Raw genomic sequence first — 19256 nt, forward strand, 5'->3', positions numbered from 1 at the left:
GTCTTTCAGGGGAGAATGGCACGCGTGAAGATTTGTATCGTCAACCCACCGCATACAGCGATCGGGAGTCGGGTTCCGGATGATCACCTGCCACCTCTCGGTCTCCTCGCCATCGGTGGACCATTGATCGATGCCGGACATGATGTATCGCTCATCGATGCGGAGTTCGGCCCAATGTCGGTTGCCGCGATCGTGTCGCAGGTCATGCTTGACGCCCCCGACGCCGTGCTCATCGGGCATTCAGGTTCAACCTCGGCGCATCCGACAGCGCTTGCCATCGCGCAGGCGATCAAGGCTCAGGATGACACGATCCATGTCATCTACGGGGGTGTGTTTCCGACCTATCATTGGCGGGAGATACTGACCGAAACAACCGCCTTCGACGTGATCGTCCGCGGCGAAGGGGAGTTGACGGCCACCCGCGTGATGGACGCGCTGGAGACGGGGCGTCCTCTTTCGACGGTGAATGGCATAGCCTTTCGTGAAGAGGACGGCAGCGCGAAGGCCACCGCCCCGGCACAGGCCATTGCCGATCTCGATAGCTGCAGGGTGGGCTGGGAACTGATCGATCATGCCCGTTACAGCTACTGGGGCGGGAAAAGAGCGGTTGTCATGCAGTTTTCCCGCGGCTGCCCACATCTGTGTAACTATTGCGGTCAGCGCGGCTTCTGGACCCGCTGGCGTCACCGAGACCCTGTGCTGTTCGCCCGCGAAATCGCAAGGCTCCATCGCGACCATGGCGTGGAACTGGTCAATCTTGCCGACGAGAATCCCACCTCCTCAAAAAAGGCATGGAAGGCATTTCTGGAAGCGATGATCGCGGAGAATGTTCCCGTGCTGATCGTGGGCTCAACGCGTGCCGATGACATCGTGCGTGATGCAGATATCTTACATCTCTATCGGAAGGCGGGCGTCATCCGCTGGCTTATCGGGATGGAAAATACGGATGAGGCCACATTGGCGCTAATCCGAAAAGGCGGCGGCACGTCTTCGGATCGACAAGCGATCCAGCTTTTGCGCCAGCACGGCATCCTGTCCATGGCAACATGGGTCGTTGGCTTCGAGGAGGATCGTCCAAAGGACCTGTGGCGTGGTTTCCGCCAACTTCTGTCTTACGATCCTGACCAGATACAGGCGCTTTACGTTACGCCGCATCGCTGGACACCGTTCTTCCGTATCGCAAAGAACAGGCAAGTCATTCAGTCGGACATCCGCAAGTGGGACTATAAGCATCAGGTCCTGGCAATGGCACACTTCAAACCGTGGGTGTTGTTTGCCTGCGTCAAGGCGATCGAACTGGCCATCCAGGCGCGGCCGCGCGCACTGGCACGTCTCCTGTTTCATCCCGATCCGGAGCAGCGCCATTCGATGCGCTGGTACACAAAGATGGGCAGGCGTGTATGGCTGCGGGAAATCGTCCAGTTCATAGTCCAAGATCGATTTTTGGCGCAACGGCCAAGCCTGGAGGCATTCTGGGGAAACCCGCAGGATGCCGAGGAAGAATCGATGACGCTGCCGGCACCGCGCCGCAAACAGGTCAGGCAGGATGCGACACACTCTGCATAGTCTGGGGCGGACACGGAACGGAACTGGTTCGGAAAGGCAAATCGATGAATCGTGTTCGCCCATGTTCATTTGACCGACCAACCTTCAACCAAAGCCGACCCCAGCAAAGGAGAGCCGCCCGATGAAGCCACCGAAGGCCATTTTGGAAACCGTGATCTATGCCACCGACCTTGATGCCGCGGAGCGCTTTTACAGGGATGTCGTTGGTTTAGAGGTTGTGAAGACGTTCGAAAACCAGTTCGTTTTCCTGCGATGTGGCGAGCAGATGCTGCTGATCTTCAATCCAGAGACCTCGCAGATTGCGCAAGGCGGAAACCCGCTCCCCCGCCATGGAACCACAGGATCTGGGCACTTGTGTTTCAGGGCTGAGAACAAGGCAGAGGTGGATGCGTGGCGCGATCACTTCGTCGCCAAGGGCATAGAGATCGACCTCTATTTCCGTTGGGACAACGGCACCTATTCCGTTTACGTCCGCGACCCGGCCGGCAACTCCGTCGAGATCGGGGAAGTGGGTCTGTGGGCAAATTGAAGTAAGACGCCTTACGGCATGCCCCGAAAATCGAAATGGATTTTTGGAAAAGCACGATGCGTAGATTTGAAGAGTGACACGCGTCTTTAGTGCATCCAAAGGGACGCACGGCGTTTCAATCGGTGCTTCCCTTGCGACACAAAAAAAGGCTCGCACGCTAAGCGTCGAGCCCTCCCAGTCACGTCCGGCTGGCGGCGTCCGCACAGGAAACCGCCCTGTCCGTTAGATTTGACGAACCGTAATCGTATCTTCTTCGGCAACCTTCAACGGGTTGCGAAGCGGCAGGCCAAAGCCGCCGGCCTCGATTTCGAAGACATCTCCGGCTTCGGTTTTGATGCCATCCGCGAAGGACAGGGTTGCCGTGCCGAACATGTGCACATGCACTTCGCCCGGAACGCGGAACAGGCCGTATTTGAAGTGATGATATTCGAGGTTTGCGAAGGTGTGGGACATGTTGTCCTCACCGGACACGAACGGCTTTTCGAAAATCACCTTTCCGTCGCGCAGGATACGGGACGTGCCGCGAATGTCGGATGGCGGGGCGCCAACGCGAATTTCCGGGCCGAAGCTTGCCGGGCGCAGCTTGGAATGGGCGAGGTAAAGGTAGTTGATCCGCTCGGTGACGTGGTCGGAGAACTCGTTCGAAACGGCAAAGCCGATGCGCACGGGCTCGCCCTTGTCGGAGATCACATAGATGCCCGCCATTTCCGGCTCTTCGCCGCCATCGAGCGCGAAGGACGGAGAAACAAGCGCTGTACCGGGTGCCGCCGAAACATGGCCGTTGCCCTTGTAGAACCATTCGGGCTGAACGCCCTTTTCGCCAGCCTTCGGCTTGCCGTTCTCCAGGCCCATCTTGAACATCTTCATCGAGTCCGTCAGCGTATCGTCTGAGGCTTCGCTGGTCTTCTTGTGCATGCTGTCGCGCGTGGCGGCAGAGCCAAGATGCGTCAGGCCCGTGCCGGTCAGATGCAGATGCGCGGGGTCCGGATGGGTGATCGGCGGCAGGAAGCGACCTTCGGAATAGGCCTTCTCCAGATCGACCGCGTCGCCATAGCCATGGGCAGCAATCACATCGGCGAGCGACTTACCGCCATTGGCAGCTTCCATCGCCAGTGCATAGACCGACTCGGCATTGTTGACGGTGCGGGCTTGCCCGCCATCTTCACGCGCCGCAACGATGATCTTGCCGCTGGCGTCCTTGATTTGAGAAATCAGCATGATTGTTCCTTCCTGGGCGTCATGAAACGCCCCCTCCTCATGGAAGTGGCCGGAAACCGGCCACTTGCTATCGTTTAAAACTGTTGCTGGACCTGACGGTCAGCCCTTGTTCTTGTTGTAGACATCGAAGAACACGGCGGCCAGAAGCACGAGGCCCTTGACCATCTGCTGGAAGTCGATGCCGAGGCCGACGATCGACATACCATTGTTCATCACGCCCATGATGAAGGCGCCGATAACCGCGCCGGTGATCTTGCCAACGCCGCCGGAAGCCGATGCACCGCCGATGAAGCAGGCCGCGATCACGTCCAGTTCGAAGCCCACACCAGCCTTCGGCGTTGCCGAGTTCAGACGTGTTGCGACGATCATACCGGCAAGACCAGCCAAAACGCCCATGTTGACGAAGGTCAGGAAGCTCAAGCGTTCGGTGTTGATACCCGAAAGCTTCGTCGCCTTCTCGTTGCCGCCCATGGCATAGATTCGACGGCCGATCGTGGTGCGACGGGTGACGAAGCTGTAGATGGCGATCAGCACCAGCATGACGATCAGAACGTTCGGCAGGCCGCGATAGGTCGACAGGCTGTAGCCGAGGAACAGGATCGCAGCGGCGATCAGCAGGTTCTGAACCAGGAAGAAGCCGAAAGGCTCAACCTCGATGCCGTGCTTCTCATTCACCTGACGGCGGCGGAAGGCCAGAACCAGGAGAACGACCGCAATCAGAATGGTGAGGATCAGCGAGGTGGTGTTGATGCCTGCAATGCCACCAATATCGGGCAGGAAGCCTGTGCTGATAACCTGGAAGTCAGACGGGAACGGACCGATGTTCTTGCCGCCCAGAACGAACAGTGTCAGGCCGCGGAACACCAGCATGCCCGCCAGCGTCACGATAAAGGATGGAATGCGGTGATAGGCAATCCAGTATCCTTGCGCTGCACCGATGATTCCGCCGATGACAAGGCAGATGAGCGCGGCCAGGAACGGGTTCATGCCCCATTGCACTGTCAAAATCGCGGCTATCGCGCCGACAAAGGCAACGATCGAGCCGACCGAAAGGTCGATATGCCCCGCCACGATGACGAGCAGCATGCCGAGCGCCATGATGACGATGAACGAGTTCTGCAACACAAGGTTGGTCAGGTTGACCGGACGGAAGAGAATGCCGCCTGTGTAGAACTGGAAGAAGAGCATAATGGCGACAAGCGCGATCAGCATGCCGTATTCGCGGATATTGGACCGGATATACGAGCCGACCGAGACGACATTGTTCTCTTCGGTGGATGTGTTGGTCGAACTCATCAGTTCTTCTCCCCTGAGCGCATGATAGCGCGCATGATGCTTTCCTGGCTCGCCTCTCCCTTCGGCAATTCGGCGACAATCCGTCCTTCGTTCATAACGTAGATGCGGTCGCAATTGCCAAGCAGCTCAGGCATTTCCGATGAGATCATCAAAACGCCCTTACCGTCGGCGGCAAGCTGGTTGATAATGGTGTAAATTTCATATTTTGCACCGACGTCGATACCGCGCGTCGGTTCATCCAGAATAAGAACGTCCGGGTTGGAGAACAGCCACTTGGACAGCACGACCTTTTGCTGGTTGCCGCCGGACAGGTTGACCGTTTCCTGGAAAATGCCGGACGAACGAATGCGCAAGCGTTTGCGGAAATCCGTAGCGACCTGCATCTCCTTGATATCGTCGATGACCGTACCAGACGATACACCGGCAAGATTGGCAAGCGTGGTGTTGTGCAGAATATTGTCGTTCAGCACGAGACCCAGATGCTTGCGGTCTTCGGTGACGTAAGCGAGACCGGCGTCGATCGCCTTGCGCACGGTGCTGACATCCACTGGCTTACCGTGGATCAGAACCTCGCCGGAGATCTTATGGCCATAGGCTTTGCCAAACACGCTCATGGCGAATTCGGTGCGGCCTGCGCCCATGAGGCCAGCAATACCGACGACCTCGCCCTTGCGGACATTGATGTTGATATCGTGCAGAACCTGCCGGTCGCGGTGCTGCTGGTGAAAGGCGTTCCAGTTCTTGACCTCGAGAATGGTCTCACCGATCGGCACGTCACGCGGCGGATAGCGGTCTTCCAGATCGCGGCCCACCATGTTGCGAATGATCACGTCTTCGCTGATCTCTTCCTTGTGACAGTCGAGCGTCTTCACCGTCATGCCGTCGCGAAGCACGGTGATCTGGTCGGCCACCTTGCGCACTTCGTTCAGCTTGTGAGTGATGATGATCGAGGTCAGCCCTTGGGTGCGGAACTCCATCAACAGGTTGAGCAGCGCTTCGGAATCGCTTTCGTTCAGCGATGCGGTCGGCTCGTCGAGAATCAGAAGCTTCACGCTCTTCGACAGCGCCTTGGCGATTTCCACCAGCTGCTGCTTGCCGACACCGATATCGGTGATGAGCGTCTCGGGCGATTCCTTCAGGCCAACCTTCTTCAGCAGCTCGCGTGTGCGCGTAAAGGTCTGCTGCCAGCTGATGACGCCGTTCTGCGCGACCTCGTTGCCGAGGAAAATATTTTCTGCGATCGACAGAAGCGGCACGAGCGCCAGCTCCTGGTGAATGATGATGATGCCGATATCTTCACTGTCGTTGATGGCGCGGAAATTGCGCAGCTCACCTTCGTAGTGGATCTCTCCATCATATGTGCCAGCGGGATAAACGCCGGAGAGGACCTTCATGAGGGTCGACTTTCCCGCGCCATTCTCGCCGACGAGCGCATGTATCTCACCCTGACGAACCTTGAGGTTCACGTTTTCAAGCGCCTTCACGCCCGGAAACGTCTTGGTGATGTTGCGCATTTCGAGAATGGTGTTGTCCATATCACAATCCTGCGCCGTACAATCCGGCGTTCTTATGTAGGTAAACGGGGAGCGACGATCACGTCGCTCCCCGTCACGATCATGAAGAAATTACTTCAGCTGGTCGGCCTTGTAGTAACCGCTTCCAACCAGAACCTTTTCAGCATTGTCCTTGGTAACGAGGACAGGCTTCAGCAGGTAGGACGGAACAACCTTGACGCCGTTTTCATAGGTCTTGGTGTCGTTGACTTCAGGCTCTTTGCCTTCCATCAGCGCGTTGACCATGTTGACGGTAACCTTGGCAAGTTCGCGGGTGTCCTTGAAGACGGTGGAGTACTGTTCGCCAGCCAGGATCGACTTGACGGACGGAACTTCAGCGTCCTGACCGGAAACCACCGGCAGCGGCTGGTCCTTGGTGCCGTACCCTACGCCCTTGAGCGAGGAGATGATACCGATGGAGATACCGTCGTAAGGAGACAGAACGGCGTCGAGCTTGGCGTCGGTGTAGTAAGCGGAGAGCAGGTTGTCCATACGAGCCTGGGCCGTTGCCGGATCCCAACGCAGCGTGCCGACCTTGTCCATGCCCATCTGGCCAGACTTCACGACGAGCTTGCCGCTGTCGATGTAAGGCTTGAGAACAGACATTGCGCCGTCATAGAAGAAGAAGGCGTTGTTGTCGTCCGGCGAACCGCCGAAGAGCTCGATGTTGAACGGACCCTTGCCGTCCTTCAGGCCAAGCTTGTCGACAATCGAAGTGGCCTGCAGAACGCCAACCTGGAAGTTGTCGAAGGTTGCGTAGTAGCTGACGTCGCCGCTGTTACGGATCAGGCGGTCATAGGCGATAACCTTGATGCCCTGCTCGCCAGCCTGCTTGAGAACGTCCGACAGAGTCGTGCCGTCGATCGAAGCGATAACGAGGACCTTGACGCCCTTCGTGACCATGTTTTCGATCTGGGAAAGCTGGTTCGGAATGTCGTCGTCAGCGTACTGAAGGTCCGTCGTGTAGCCGGCGTCCTGAAGCTGCTTGACGATGTTGTTGCCGTCGTCGATCCAGCGGGCCGAGGACTTGGTTGGCATGGCGATGCCGACCGTGCCCTTGTCCTGCGCCCAGACGGGCGACGCAAATGCTGCGGCGCCAATGGCACAGGCAGCAAACAACGAAATAATGGATTTCATAAACTCTCTCCCTTGGAACCCATTTAGGCATCTGCATCCTTACAGATTGCCGTCAAATCCATGCGCGGTGATGAAGAATCAAGCTTACTCGAACGGGCTCCCTGAGCATAATCCGTCTTTCATCGCTCCTCCCCGGCACGTGGTGCAAACTGTTCTGAATCTATATAACTGTCAAATAGAATATCTCTCTTTTCCTATATCAATTTTGGTATATTAAATCGATATAAATTTTTATTTGAAAGCTTCTTGCCCCAAATGGTGATGAAAATGGAACGTGATGAAACGAATCTGAGTGAGTTCCCCTCCGTCACCGAAGACAACCCGCTGTTGCGCGCCGGGCTGAAAATGACCCACTTACGCATGCTTGTGATGGTGGAAGAACACGGTCAGGTAAGCGCGGCGGCGGCAGCCCTCAACATGACGCAACCTGCGGCCTCGCGCATTCTCTCAGAGATGGAAGCCATCGTGAAGAGCCCGCTCTGTCAGCGTGCATCGCGTGGTGTGGTGTTAACCAAGTTCGGAGAAGCCCTGGCAAAGCGGGCCAAGAAGATCCTTTTGGAGCTGCGCGAAGCCAGCCGGGAGCTGGCGCAGATGAAATCCGGCAGCGGCGGTTCGGTCTATATCGGCTCGGTCACTGCACCCGCCATCAGCATGGTGGTGCCCGCACTTCGCAAAGCGATGGACATCTATCCGGGCATCGAGATCAGCGTGCAGGTGGAAACCAGCAATATTCTTGCGCGCGAGCTTCTGGCAGCAAGGCATGATTTCGTCATTGGCCGCATTCCAGACGATCTCGACCCGGCACTGTTCAACGCCCACGAAATCGGCATCGAGCGCGCCTGTCTTCTGGTCGGCAAGAATCACCCGCTGCTGAGTGCACCGCCTGCCCGGCTGGAGGATCTCTGCGATTACGACTGGGTGTTCCAGCCACCCGGCACGCTGCTGAGGCGCACCATCGAGGATGCCTTCCTCGCGCAAGGGGTCTCGCTGCCACGCAACATCATCAACACGCCATCGACCGTGTTGACCCTTGCCATTGTCAGCAATACCCACGCTATCGCGCCGCTGGCTTTGGAAATGGCCGAGTTTCTCTCCGGCCAGCATTCCCCGATGGGCGACATCCGCATTCTGCCGACCGAATTTGAACTGAGCGTCAAACCCTTCAGCCTCTTGACGGTGAAGGACCGAATGCTGCCACCCAGTGCGCAACTTCTTTATGATCTGGTGCTGGAGGAAAGCCGCAAGGCTGCGTGACGCTCAAGGCTCGGGCAATATTAGAGTGATTCTCTGCGCAGGAAGCAACGGGCGAGAAGCGGCTCGCATGGGTCACAGACAAATGGAGTGTCATGCTTTTCGGCCAGTCGGTTTTCCAGTCGGTCGTCGCGCGCCTTGAGCGCGAGGCGGACGAGCGACCTGAAGAGGAAACCCAGACGTCCTTCAGTCCGCGCGTCATCTTCGACCCCGGTCCTATCACCACCTCCAGCGCAACCGACACAAAACCGGACAATCGCCCACTGTCTGCCTATCTCGACCTGCTGGAAGAGACGACAGCACTGAACGAGGCGCCAAAGGTTGAAGAGCGCGAACCGGCACCGATGCCGAACTACCTTGAAAAGACGTCTCTGGCAGAGGTCAGCGATGAACTCGCCATCAACAACAAGGACACGCTGGACAGTCTCAGTGAAAAGCGACGCGCCTTTGCGAGGCTCAATCACCCTGATGCCGTACCCCACGCATGTCGCGAGAACGCCCATTTGCGCATGACCGCCGCCAATCTTCTTATCGACCAGGCCATCCGGCTTTTGCCGCTGATGAGCGGAACCGAAAAACGAACCCCGTAAATCGCGCCTACGAACTCAGTCCTGCTCGGACGGCGTCACCGGCTCTTCCGGCTTCGGCTCGGACGGCTTGAAGGTCAAAAGCAGCACATAAGCCGAATAAAGCGCTATGCCACCCACCACGGTCATCCAGAATGGCTCGTTGTTGATGAACTCCAGCACTGCCCAGCCTGCGCAGACGCCAACGATCAGCAGCCGCACCCAGAGCGGGCGATACATCGGGTGGTTCGTATCGATCAAAAGCATGGTCTCTCCCTTGCGCTCTGCCCGTCATGCGAAATCTCGCAGCCATCCGTGGCTCGGCGTTTTGGCGAGCATATCTCCATAGAGACGCAACAATGCAAGACCGCAGGCGAAAGAGAAGCACGAGAATGGCCTACCCAACCGGATTGTGATCGACCGCACTCTCTTCAGTTATAGTATTTTGGGCAGGACATGCCGGCGCTTAAAGAGGCCGATACTCACCAATATCGAAAGCGCGACGCTCGCTCTCACGAAAGTGAGCCAGGTGAAACACCCTATCTCCCCACCCGAGAATCGTACTCCATCGACGACATTAAGCCGCATCAGTCTGCGACAGCAGAGGATGCCACACCCAACGGTCAAACAAAAAAGCGGCGCCAAACTGCACCGCTTTTCGATATTCAATAACAATACTAAAAGAGACGCCGCTCGCGCTCAGTCTTCAATCTTGCGCAACAGGCCCACCAGCTGGTCGCGAGCTTTCTCGCCACCCAGGCGGCCGACAAGCTTGTCCTCATGCGCCTTCCAGATCTGAAGAATTTCGTCGAGCATGATGTTACCCTCCTCCGTCATCTCCAGATAATGCACACGGCGGTCCGTCGCCGATCTGCGGCGGGCAAGCAGTCCCTTGTCTTCCAAACCATCGATGATCGCCACGAAGTTGGCGCGCTGGATACCAAGCGCTTCTGCAACATCGCTCTGCTTCAGATCGGAATTATTGGCGACAACGATCAATACGGAGAAATCAGCCGGCCGAAGACCATAGGTGAGCAGAAGGCTCTCGTTAAAATCCCCCACCACCGCGAGTTGCGCCCTCCGGAGCCTGTAAAGTACAGCTTCCGAAAGAATGGAGTAATCGACATCAAGCTTCGAGAGCTTGGAATGCCCAAGCGACGGCTCATTCGTCTCCGAATATTTACCCTTTGCACGACCCTGCTCAAAAGCGATACTCAAAGTCATCCCGGCCTCCTGTGAATCATCCTCTTGAGATGACATTATCGGTTTACGTCTATTAGAACAATGTTTAATAGTAATTAATCCAGAGACCTAGAGTTCGTATGGGTGAAATCTTCCCCGACGAAAACTGCCAGCCTTCGCTACTATTAGCACAACATAAATATTGGGTCTTACAACCAATATATTGTAAATAAACCATTAATTTTGCCGAAGCCAAACCGGATCGCTCAACGCGTCGTTCACGTTTTCGTTAACCATGCGGTGATCATGCAACCTTGTGCGCACGAAGTACAACTTCAAGCCCACAAGAATTAGAGTGCAAGCAGAGCGTGCAAGAAGTAATAGATGATTTTTAACCATACCTATTCATCGGAGATATCATTGTCTCCGGCGACATTTTACGGATTGAAGAGATAGGAAAGCTGGTTTAAGACACCCGGCATATCCAAACGCGACTCGAAGCCGCGTCAAGAGTGCACCCGTAGCTCAGCTGGATAGAGTGTTGGATTCCGATTCCAAAGGTCGCAGGTTCGAATCCTGCCGGGTGCGCCATAATTTCCTAAAGCATTGAAACAGAAAAACGCTAAGTGTCGGTCATCCAGAGGATCGCGTCGACAAGCAGCCGTTGCACCCCCCCTATGACCAGGCAACCCAACCCGGCCGTGAAGACGGCTGCCGATCCGGTCCCATTGTTCGTCCGTTAGTGTCCGTCTGCTCAACGCTGGCTCCGGCGTCAGCCTGGAATCAGAACTTTAACCCAAACGGAATCACTGAATGCCGACAAAGCCTAGTGTGTGGAGAAGCACAGACACGGCGGTGTTTGGCGGCGGAAAAGTTCGAACGTTTCGGTGGAATGATCGCACTACGAATGCGTGGCGGCGTGGCGGGAACGCACCCGAGGGGGCTTGCTATGGTACGGAACATGCCCGCCTTGCCGTTCGGCGGACACAAGATTGTACCTTTGGATGCTGCGCCTTCCATGCCAACCAAGCCACGGAAGGCGCGCGCATTCAAGCGGCAGCGGACGTTGCCGCCAGCTTTTGCACGTCCTGCGTCGTCAGAGGCTGGCCGCCGATCGCCCAGTCGCCCGAGGCGATCTCGTTGATCTTGACCCAGGTGACGCCGCGCATTGCTTCGCCTTCCACGCGGATCATGGCGGCGGTCACTTCGCGGATCAGGTCGGCTTTTTGCGCCGGGGTGAAGACGTCTTTGATGACGTCGATGGTGACGAGGGGCATTGGCAATCTCCTTTGGCTGTGGTTGCGCGCCAAGGATGAAGCGGCAGACGTGCGGCGGCCACTGTAAGAAGTGTAGCAGCCTAGCCGGATGATCCATGATAATCTTCCGCGCACAAGGGAAGGTTCGGGTATGGCCGATCGCGGTTACAACCAGTTTTGTCCAGTGGCGAAGGCGTGCGAGCTGCTGCAGCCGCGCTGGACCTTGCTGATTCTGAGCGAGATGTGGTCGGGCTCGACGCGCTTCAACGACATTCACCGCGGCGTGCCGGGCATGTCGCCGACCCTGCTTTCGCGCCGACTCAAGGAAATGGAGGCCAGCGGCCTGATCCATCACGACGCCAACGGGTATCATTCGACGGTGATGGGGCGCAAACTGGAACCTATCGTCCACGCCCTGGGTCAATGGGCGCACGAGAATATCGATTGCGAGGTCAGCCTGCGTGATCTCGACAGCCGGCTTTTGATGTGGAACGTGCGGCGCAAGATCGACCTTAGCCACTTTCCTGACCGGCGCTGCGTCGTGCAGTTCATCTTTCCCGATCAGCCGGCGTCCGAACGCCACTACTGGCTGATTGCGCGGCCGGGCTGTGACACGGACCTGTGCGTCAGCGATCCCGGCTTTGCCGTCGACCTGTTCATCGAAAGCGGGCTGAAAACCCTGACCAGCATATGGATGGGCTGGTCGCCGATCCGCCCCGCATTGGAAGGCGGCGACATCTATGTATCAGGCGATGCCGCCTTGAAAGCCTCGATCGAGCGCTGGCTGGTGTTGAGCAGCTTCGCCGCATCTGCCTGCGGCTCGGCGGATGGACAACCTGACGCGTACCGTTAGCCGCCATCGATATGAGAAGGCTTTAGAGGGTTATAGCGTAGACATAGTTCTCGTCTTCACCCGGCGCGGCGCGACATTAAAATTGTTGATTTAATTGGATTTTTTGTCATCTCTCAATGCGAACGAGAGGAGAGCCGCGTTTTGTCCCGCCCTGCCCCGCGCAAGTTCAAGACGCAGAGCACCAGTTGATCATCGCTCCCTCCTCGTAATTTTTGCCTCCGCGTAGCTCGCGAATCATATGGCTAAGATCGATTGTTCAATCTGCGTCGTCTTCACTCTGCACTGGGAAACTTTGCGCCTGTGACAGGATGGAAAGCTCAATCGACATAACGGAAATGCCAATCGTTCTGCCATCGTGATCGTCAACCCGCTGATTGACGACGAGAAATTTACGTTCCGAGCCTGCGGGTTTGTAAGCCGGTTTTATAATGGTCTCCCCTGCCAAGACACGTCCAAGGTCGGCTGTGACACGCGATGCCTCGGCAGCAGGCATGAAGGAAGAAACCGTGCGGCCGATCATCTCCTCTGGCGACAAGCCGAACATGCCAGCGAACCGCCCGTTAACGCTCGTATGAACCAGTTCGTTATCGAGGAGGCAGAGACCAACAGGTGCGGCGTTGTAGAGCGTCTCCAGCTGGTGAACGCGCTGGAAGGATGGCGCGGTCGATTTGTTTCGGACCAGCGGCCTCTGACGGTGATGCGCGATGATATTTGCCGCTTCTGCGGCGCAAACCGGTTTACCGAACAGCCAGCCCTGACCAACATCGCAACCGAGACGCCGCAGCATTGCTGCCTGCTCCCCTGTTTCGACACCCTCTGCAACAACTGTCATGCCGAGGCTCTGACCGAGAGCAATCACGGAGGCGACGATCTTCCGGCTGCCGCTATCGGACGTGATATGGCGCACGAAACTCATGTCGATCTTCAGCTTGTCAAATGGAAAGGTATGAAGCTGAGTAAGACTCGCGAAACCCGTACCGAAATCGTCGAGGGCAATGCCCATCCCGGCCGCCTTCAGAGAACAGATATTTGATTGTACCGTCTGGTCGTTCTCCAACAAAGAGCCTTCGGTAATCTCAATATGCACGCGTTGGAAAGCGAACCCCGTCGCACTGACGATCTGCTGAATTTTTTTGGCTAGTTCGACATCCCGGAACTGGCCGGGAGACAGATTGAACGCGAGAATAAATTCACCTGGCCAATTTCGTGCTTGAGAGCATGCCTCGCGCACCAAATTTTCGGTGAGCAGATCGATAAGCCCATAATCTTCTGCCAGCGGGATAAATACCGACGGCGCAACTGTCTCGTGCCTATCCGTTGTCCAGCGCGCAAGCACCTCGAAGCCCACAATCGCGTCGGACTTCAACTCGACGAGCGGCTGGAATGATGGGCAAATCTCGCCGTGGTCGATCGCGTAACGGAGGTCGGCTTCTGATACCTTGGTGAAGCCAGAAACGGACTCTTCGGTAGCTGTCAACCTGATTTCCTATAACAGCGCAAAGGGCACTCTATTCGAGATTTAAGACACGGCATGCCAGCATGATAGATATGAAGTATAAAATGTACGTAGTCATAATCACTCTAATTTTAAAGGTATACCATCCGTTTCCCGCCGAAACAGCGTCCATACTAGGACTTTCCAGCGCTTGATCACCCTGCAGAAAATAGTCGGAAATTGGCACTGATCCTGCTGTCTTTGATCCTGCAGGCGGTAACGCCGCGCTGTCATTCTTCGAATCTGATCGCCAGACCGGCGATTGCCTCATCAATCTCAATCATGGCGTTACTCGTGCCTAGCCGATTGGAGTATGTTGGTAAAACCCAGTTGACCTGCCCGCCATCTGTGCCCTTCAAGCCTTCATTGCTGCTTGCAGCACCACGCTATCTGCCGTTTGCCGAAGGCGGATCGTGAAAGGCCCAAACGGTTCAACTCCTGCGAAATCGGCTATCCCATAGCGTCCAGCTCGACGTGTCTGTAGTGGTGGAGATCCTATCATCGACGGATACTTGGCCTTCTGGAGATGCGCCTTCGAAAACACCGTCTTGACTCTCCTCAAAAATGAGAACATTTATAGAACAAATGAGAGGGCGAGAGATGTCCGGGGCTGAGAAGATCATCGTGGTGCAGTTCAAGAAGGGGCGTGGCGGCATTGTGCCGGGCGATATTCGTCAGGCCTCTAGTGCGGCCTCTGCTGAGAAAATCGCGGGCGCGATGGCGTCCCGTAATATTGGTGTTGCTGCCTATGCCGTCAGCGTGGACGAAGAGAGCGGCGATATGGCCGATCCGCGTCTTTTGGTCTCGCATGGCGAGATTGCCGACTTGATGCCGGACTGACCGGCAGGATCAATCATCTTTCACATCAATGAGCAAATGGCTCTGAAACAGGAGATCGGGAACGTGTGTGCCGAAATCAACGAACAGGTCGTGGATGTTGCGGCATATGTCATCCAATGCCACGACGGCGATGCAAAGGCGGCGGTGGAAACGCTGCTGGATGAGATCGAGCATCTGCAGCAACAGCTTTCGGTCGCCGTTGCGGCCATGGGACGTGGATTCACGCGCGGATGGATCCCAAACGGCGAGCGGGAGTGACATGCGCCACCGTCGCGGTATCGATCTGATGGGCGCGGATGATGAGATAGCGGGACAGAAGACCAAGGACGTAACATTTGCCGACCTGCCGGAATGGTATTCGATCAGCGGCAAATGCGGAGGATGCGGAGAGGTGAGCATGCTGGAGCGGTGGGAATTGGAGCGACGGTTTGGCAAATCGCAGCAGTTGAAGCCGTTGGAACAGAAGTTGCGATGCGACAGATGCGGCAACCAAACCGGCAACCATTTCGTCTTCGGGCATCTATCCCGCGATTGAGGGCGGAAGCCGCTTTGGACGATGCAGATCACCTTTCGAAGATCATCTTGCCCACATGTGCAAAGTGATCGCTGGGAAGAAGGATCCACCGCTCTGGTGGGGTCTTCCGCAAACAGGATAGCGGCGGCTGAGGCTAAGGCAAACCTTCGCACCGATCGCGGCCAGTCAGCCAAAAGCGGTCGTAACCGACACCCGCAAAGGAGGGATCGAAATGAAGAGATTAGCAAAGACTCTCAGACTTAGACGGACCCGACTCAGGACGACCGGCACATGGCAGGACGGAAAGCTGATGTCGTCTGTCCGTCGCGACATCTAACCCACAGTCATAAAGGGTGATCGGCCAAAACAACGGCGAGTTCGGTGCGATGGATCGACAGAGACCGCACGGTTCGGCGCGACGCCTCAACCCTGACATCAACATTTACCTGCCATGCAAACGGAGGTCTCCAGCATGCGACGCGTCTCGCTTCTTTGTACGGTTTTCATGATCGCTCCCACACTGGCACTGGCCTGTTCCGAGCCTTCCAGCGATGTCCGCATTCCCAGGGCGCCCTCCAAGATTTCGCAGCCCTCTTGCGTGCTTTATTCCAATTGTTCGGACTATGACATGCGCTCCTACAAGAACGACGTCGCGACCTATATGCGCGCCCTGACGGAATATGCAGAGGACGCAGCCGATGCCGCCGATGCGGCGAAGGACTTTGCCAGCGACGCGGCAGAATATGCGAGATGCGAAAGCAGCGACGCCAGCTCAAAAATACGATGAGATTTCGCATGGCTTCGTCACCCGGGCGGATCCTGCGGCGACGGTCCAACACAGTTCAAATCAATGTCACTTCCAAATGAACGCCAATAGCGAAAGGATCGAACCCATGAAGCGACTTATCCTATCTTCCATCATGGTGCTTGCAGCAAACAGCGCCTTCGCCGAGTGCGGGATGAACGCCTCGCGATGCTTCAAGAAAGATGGAAGCACCTACGAACTCGAGCAGAATCTCGGAGGCGGATATTCCGTCACCCGAGACGGCAACAGTGAGGGACGGCTCTCGCAAAATCTCAGTGGTTCCTGGACGTTGACCAGACCGGACGGCACGACGGAAACGTTCGACCGAAAGCCATCATCAATTCCGAAGTACTAAAAGCGGCGATGATCCGGATCATTCTATACACGCGGCGCTCGGATTTCTGAGCAGGCCTTCAGGACAATGGGCGGGAGCGATGGAGGTGAGCTCTACGGCACCTCTGTTGCTCTGCGCGCTTTCCAAAGCTTCAGGCAGGTGGGACCGGTCTTTGTCGTGAACAGCCACACGATGGACACGACAGGGCTCTTGTGCCGCACCTCATTATACATTATAAAATAATATATAATGAATGAGGATGGAGGCAGCCATGCCGCTCACCAAAATCTCCGACAAACTCTCGGTCTCTACCCAACCCAGTATCGAAGAGATCGAGACCCTTCGCGCTCAAGGCTTCACGACATTCATCAACAATCGCCCGGATGGTGAAGATACGGCTCAGCCCGGCACGAAGGTTGAGGCGCAGGCAGCCGGCCAAAATGGTCTGGCCTATGCCCACATTCCGGTGACGATGAACACCATCACCGAGGCGGATGTGCGGGCCTTTCAGGATGCCATGCGCCAATCCGATGGTCCGGTTTTTGCCCATTGCAAAGGCGGCACCCGTTCGCTCAGCCTTTACGTGATCGGCGAAGTTCTGGATGGGCGAATGAAGGCAACCGACGTCGTTGCCTTCGGTCGCGAGCATGGCTTCGATACGAGTGCCGCAGAGACCTGGCTTGCCCGCCACACCTCCCGGCGGGCGCAGGTGAAAGGCTTCTTTGACGCCCGCACCTCCAGCATTCAATATGTGGTCCTCCGATCCTGAATCCGGCAAATGCGCCATCATCGACCCGGTGTTGGATTTCGACGAGACGTCCGGCGCCACAGCCACCATCAATGCCGATGCGATCCTCGATCATGTGCGTGGCCAAGGTCTCACGGTCGAATGGATTCTCGACACGCATCCGCATGCCGATCATTTCTCCGCCGCGCACTATCTGAAACATAAGACAGGTGCCCGCACCGCCATCGGTGAGCGCGTCGTGGACGTCCAGGCGCTGTGGAAGAATATCTACAACTGGCCGGACCTTGCGACCGACGGGTCGCAATGGGACCACTTGTTTGCCCATGGCGAGACGTTCAAGATCGGCTCGCTCGATGCGCGGATTCTCTTCTCTCCCGGGCACACGCTCGCCTCGATCACCTATGTCATCGGCAACGCGGCCTTCATTCACGATACGCTGTTCATGCCGGATGGCGGAACGGCGCGCGCCGATTTTCCCGGCGGAGATGCGGATGCCCTCTGGGATTCCATTCAGGATATTCTGGCCCTGCCGGATGAGACACGGCTCTTCACCGGCCACGACTACCAGCCGAATGGCCGCACCCCGCGATGGGAAAGCACGGTGGCTGAACAGAAAGCCTCCAACCCGCATATTGCAGGCGTCAGCAGGCAGGATTTCGTTACGCTTCGGACCAAGCGCGACAAGACGCTCCCCATGCCGAAGCTCATGCTGCATGCGCTACAGGTGAATATTTGCGGTGGCCGCCTGCCGGAACCGGAAGCGAACGGCAAACGCTATCTCAAGTTCCCCCTGGATGCCTTGCAGGGAGCGGTTGGGGAATGACCGTTCTACCGAAGGACCTGGCGCTTTCGCCCGCCGAAATGGCAGACCGCGCCGCAGAGGTTGCTAACCTGTTGAAAACCCTGTCGCACCCCGCGCGCCTGATGATTGTCTGCACCCTGGTCGAGGGGGAATTCTCCGTCGGGGATCTGGAGGGGCGGCTCGATCTGCACCAGCCGCATCTCTCTCAGCACCTTACCGTGCTGAGAGGCTCCGGCATTGTCGATACCAGACGCGAGGGAAAGCAGATTTTCTATCGGCTGACGGAGGAAAAGGCTGCCCAACTGGTTGCCGCGCTCTATGACATCTTCTGCGTGAGGGAAACACCATGAGCCCCTATCTCGCCTCTCTCGCCGGCGGCCTGTTGATCGGTGCCTCTGCCGTCACACTGCTTCTTCTCAACGGTCGCATTGCCGGCATCAGCGGCATTGTCGGACGCCTTGCCCAAGGCGTCGGGCTTTCCACCAACCTTGCATTCGTGCTGGGCCTGCTGCTCGGGCCGATTGCCTATCTTTCTCTCTTCGGTGGCTGGCCGCAGATCGAGATCACCACGCCCTGGCCCATCATCATCGTCGCTGGGTTGCTGGTCGGCTTTGGCTCGCGGATGGGCTCGGGCTGCACCAGCGGCCACGGCGTGCTGGGGCTCGCACGGCTGTCTCCCCGCTCCATGGCGGCGGTCGCGACGTTTCTTGCAACGGGCATTATAGCCGTCGCAATCCTACGAGGCGTCGGATTATGAACCGCTCGATCCTTCAATTCTCCGCAGCACTCGCATCCGGCCTGATCTTCGGCCTTGGCCTGTCACTTTCCGGCATGCTAAACCCTGCCCGCGTCCAAGCCTTTCTGGATGTCTTCGGCCATTGGGACCCCAGCCTCGCTTTCGTCCTCGGCGGCGCCGTCCTCATTGCCTTTATCGGTGTGCGGGTAGCAAAGCGCATGGAGCACCCCGTGCTGGACGACAGGTTCCACCTCTCGACAAACCAGAAGATCGATGCGCCGCTCATCATCGGCTCGGCCCTCTTCGGCCTGGGCTGGGGGCTCGGCGGTTTTTGCCCAGGCCCCGCCATCGCGTCCCTCTCCGTGGCATCCCTCACCGGCAGCGCGCCACAGGTCGTTCTCTTTGTCGTCGCCATGCTTATCGGCATGATGCTTCATGATCGCCTATGGAACAGGCGTCTGTGATCACACGGGGTGCCATCCATAATGCACGACCATTGAGCGCTGGCTCAGCGCCACCCCCGCAAATTGACCCGACTCAATCCCTACGGCTAAAGACCCAGACCGACAGAACTC

21 protein-coding genes, 1 tRNA gene and 2 pseudogenes are annotated in these 19256 nt (G+C 57.0%); 16 read left to right on the forward strand and 8 right to left on the reverse strand.

Going from position 1 to position 19256, the window contains the following annotated elements; translation table 11 throughout:
* Positions 1–24: 24 nt before the first annotated feature.
* Together bchE and QE408_RS19125 are read left to right on the forward strand one after the other, a co-directional pair.
* A complete protein-coding gene (gene bchE / locus QE408_RS19120; protein WP_306934876.1) occupies positions 25–1566 on the forward strand; it encodes a magnesium-protoporphyrin IX monomethyl ester anaerobic oxidative cyclase in 1542 nt (513 codons plus the stop codon).
* A 121-nt stretch (positions 1567–1687) separates the two neighbouring features.
* Positions 1688–2095 (forward strand): VOC family protein, encoded by a 408-nt coding sequence (locus QE408_RS19125; protein ID WP_306933896.1) that lies wholly within the window; start codon positions 1688–1690, stop codon positions 2093–2095.
* 222 nt (positions 2096–2317) lie between these two features.
* On the opposite strand, the gene araD1 is transcribed toward QE408_RS19125, so the two are convergent.
* From araD1 to chvE, 4 genes are all read right to left on the reverse strand, one after another.
* Positions 2318–3313, reverse strand: coding sequence for an AraD1 family protein (araD1, locus tag QE408_RS19130; RefSeq protein WP_306933898.1), 996 nt, complete (start codon positions 3311–3313; stop codon positions 2318–2320).
* A 99-nt stretch (positions 3314–3412) separates the two neighbouring features.
* Entirely contained in the window at positions 3413–4609 is a 1197-nt protein-coding gene (gene mmsB, locus QE408_RS19135; protein WP_306933900.1) for a multiple monosaccharide ABC transporter permease, read from the reverse strand.
* Entirely contained in the window at positions 4609–6144 is a 1536-nt protein-coding gene (gguA, locus tag QE408_RS19140) for a sugar ABC transporter ATP-binding protein GguA (protein ID WP_306933903.1), read from the reverse strand. Before gguA ends, mmsB begins: the two co-directional genes overlap by 1 nt.
* A 90-nt stretch (positions 6145–6234) precedes the next feature.
* A complete protein-coding gene (chvE, locus tag QE408_RS19145; RefSeq protein WP_306933905.1) occupies positions 6235–7299 on the reverse strand; it encodes a multiple monosaccharide ABC transporter substrate-binding protein in 1065 nt (354 codons plus the stop codon).
* Positions 7300–7566: 267 nt separating this feature from the next.
* Between chvE and QE408_RS19150 the strand changes: the two genes are divergently transcribed.
* Both QE408_RS19150 and QE408_RS19155 read left to right on the forward strand, forming a co-directional pair.
* Positions 7567–8553: a LysR family transcriptional regulator gene (locus QE408_RS19150; protein ID WP_306933907.1), complete on the forward strand. Its 987-nt coding sequence runs from the start codon at positions 7567–7569 to the stop codon at positions 8551–8553.
* A gap of 92 nt (positions 8554–8645) precedes the next feature.
* Positions 8646–9140 carry a hypothetical protein gene (locus tag QE408_RS19155; RefSeq protein ID WP_306933909.1) on the forward strand — a complete coding sequence of 165 codons (495 nt, stop codon included), beginning with the start codon at positions 8646–8648 and terminating at the stop codon, positions 9138–9140.
* Between the two features lie 15 nt (positions 9141–9155).
* On the opposite strand, the gene QE408_RS19160 is transcribed toward QE408_RS19155, so the two are convergent.
* The gene (locus tag QE408_RS19160) at positions 9156–9383 is read right to left on the reverse strand and encodes a hypothetical protein (protein WP_306933911.1); all 228 of its coding nucleotides are present in this window, start codon (positions 9381–9383) and stop codon (positions 9156–9158) included.
* Positions 9384–9815: 432 nt separating this feature from the next.
* Complete coding sequence (locus tag QE408_RS19165; RefSeq protein ID WP_306933913.1) at positions 9816–10340, reverse strand: MarR family winged helix-turn-helix transcriptional regulator; 525 nt, start codon at positions 10338–10340, stop codon at positions 9816–9818.
* A 472-nt stretch (positions 10341–10812) separates the two neighbouring features.
* Between QE408_RS19165 and QE408_RS19170 the strand changes: the two genes are divergently transcribed.
* A tRNA-Arg gene (locus tag QE408_RS19170) sits at positions 10813–10889 on the forward strand.
* A gap of 458 nt (positions 10890–11347) precedes the next feature.
* Here the strand turns inward: QE408_RS19170 and QE408_RS19175 are convergent.
* Complete coding sequence (locus tag QE408_RS19175; RefSeq protein WP_306933915.1) at positions 11348–11575, reverse strand: tautomerase family protein; 228 nt, start codon at positions 11573–11575, stop codon at positions 11348–11350.
* 130 nt (positions 11576–11705) lie between these two features.
* Here QE408_RS19175 and QE408_RS19180 point away from each other — a divergent pair, with 130 nt between their 5' ends.
* The gene (locus QE408_RS19180; RefSeq protein WP_306933918.1) at positions 11706–12407 is read left to right on the forward strand and encodes a winged helix-turn-helix transcriptional regulator; all 702 of its coding nucleotides are present in this window, start codon (positions 11706–11708) and stop codon (positions 12405–12407) included.
* 256 nt (positions 12408–12663) lie between these two features.
* Here QE408_RS19180 and QE408_RS19185 read toward each other — a convergent pair whose 3' ends face one another.
* On the reverse strand, positions 12664–13884 hold the full coding sequence (locus tag QE408_RS19185; protein WP_306933920.1) for an EAL domain-containing protein: 1221 nt from the start codon (positions 13882–13884) through the stop codon (positions 12664–12666).
* A 364-nt stretch (positions 13885–14248) separates the two neighbouring features.
* Here QE408_RS19185 and QE408_RS19190 point away from each other — a divergent pair.
* From QE408_RS19190 to QE408_RS19235, 10 genes and pseudogenes are all read left to right on the forward strand, one after another.
* Positions 14249–14356 (forward strand): annotated as a pseudogene (locus tag QE408_RS19190) (IS481 family transposase); the annotation flags it as partial.
* Positions 14357–14502: 146 nt separating this feature from the next.
* Positions 14503–14742 (forward strand): hypothetical protein, encoded by a 240-nt coding sequence (locus QE408_RS19195; protein WP_306933922.1) that lies wholly within the window; start codon positions 14503–14505, stop codon positions 14740–14742.
* Positions 14743–14778: 36 nt separating this feature from the next.
* A complete protein-coding gene (locus tag QE408_RS19200; RefSeq protein ID WP_373465568.1) occupies positions 14779–15000 on the forward strand; it encodes a hypothetical protein in 222 nt (73 codons plus the stop codon).
* Position 15001: 1 nt separating this feature from the next.
* A complete protein-coding gene (locus tag QE408_RS19205; RefSeq protein WP_306933926.1) occupies positions 15002–15277 on the forward strand; it encodes a hypothetical protein in 276 nt (91 codons plus the stop codon).
* A gap of 451 nt (positions 15278–15728) precedes the next feature.
* On the forward strand, positions 15729–16043 hold the full coding sequence (locus QE408_RS19210) for a hypothetical protein (RefSeq protein ID WP_306933928.1): 315 nt from the start codon (positions 15729–15731) through the stop codon (positions 16041–16043).
* 106 nt (positions 16044–16149) lie between these two features.
* On the forward strand, positions 16150–16416 hold the full coding sequence (locus tag QE408_RS19215) for a hypothetical protein (protein ID WP_306933930.1): 267 nt from the start codon (positions 16150–16152) through the stop codon (positions 16414–16416).
* A 250-nt stretch (positions 16417–16666) separates the two neighbouring features.
* Positions 16667–17966, forward strand: a pseudogene (gene blh, locus QE408_RS19220) (bifunctional sulfur transferase/dioxygenase Blh).
* Positions 17963–18295, forward strand: a complete 333-nt coding sequence (bigR, locus tag QE408_RS19225; RefSeq protein WP_306933932.1) for a sulfite-sensing transcriptional repressor BigR — start codon at positions 17963–17965, stop codon at positions 18293–18295. Before blh ends, bigR begins: the two are co-directional and overlap by 4 nt.
* A complete protein-coding gene (locus tag QE408_RS19230) occupies positions 18292–18702 on the forward strand; it encodes a YeeE/YedE family protein (RefSeq protein ID WP_306933933.1) in 411 nt (136 codons plus the stop codon). Before bigR ends, QE408_RS19230 begins: the two co-directional genes overlap by 4 nt.
* Entirely contained in the window at positions 18699–19145 is a 447-nt protein-coding gene (locus QE408_RS19235; RefSeq protein WP_306933935.1) for a YeeE/YedE family protein, read from the forward strand. Before QE408_RS19230 ends, QE408_RS19235 begins: the two co-directional genes overlap by 4 nt.
* The last annotated feature ends 111 nt before the right edge of the window (positions 19146–19256 follow it).

The organism is Agrobacterium larrymoorei, from assembly GCF_030819275.1.
GTDB lineage: Bacteria > Pseudomonadota > Alphaproteobacteria > Rhizobiales > Rhizobiaceae > Agrobacterium > Agrobacterium larrymoorei_B.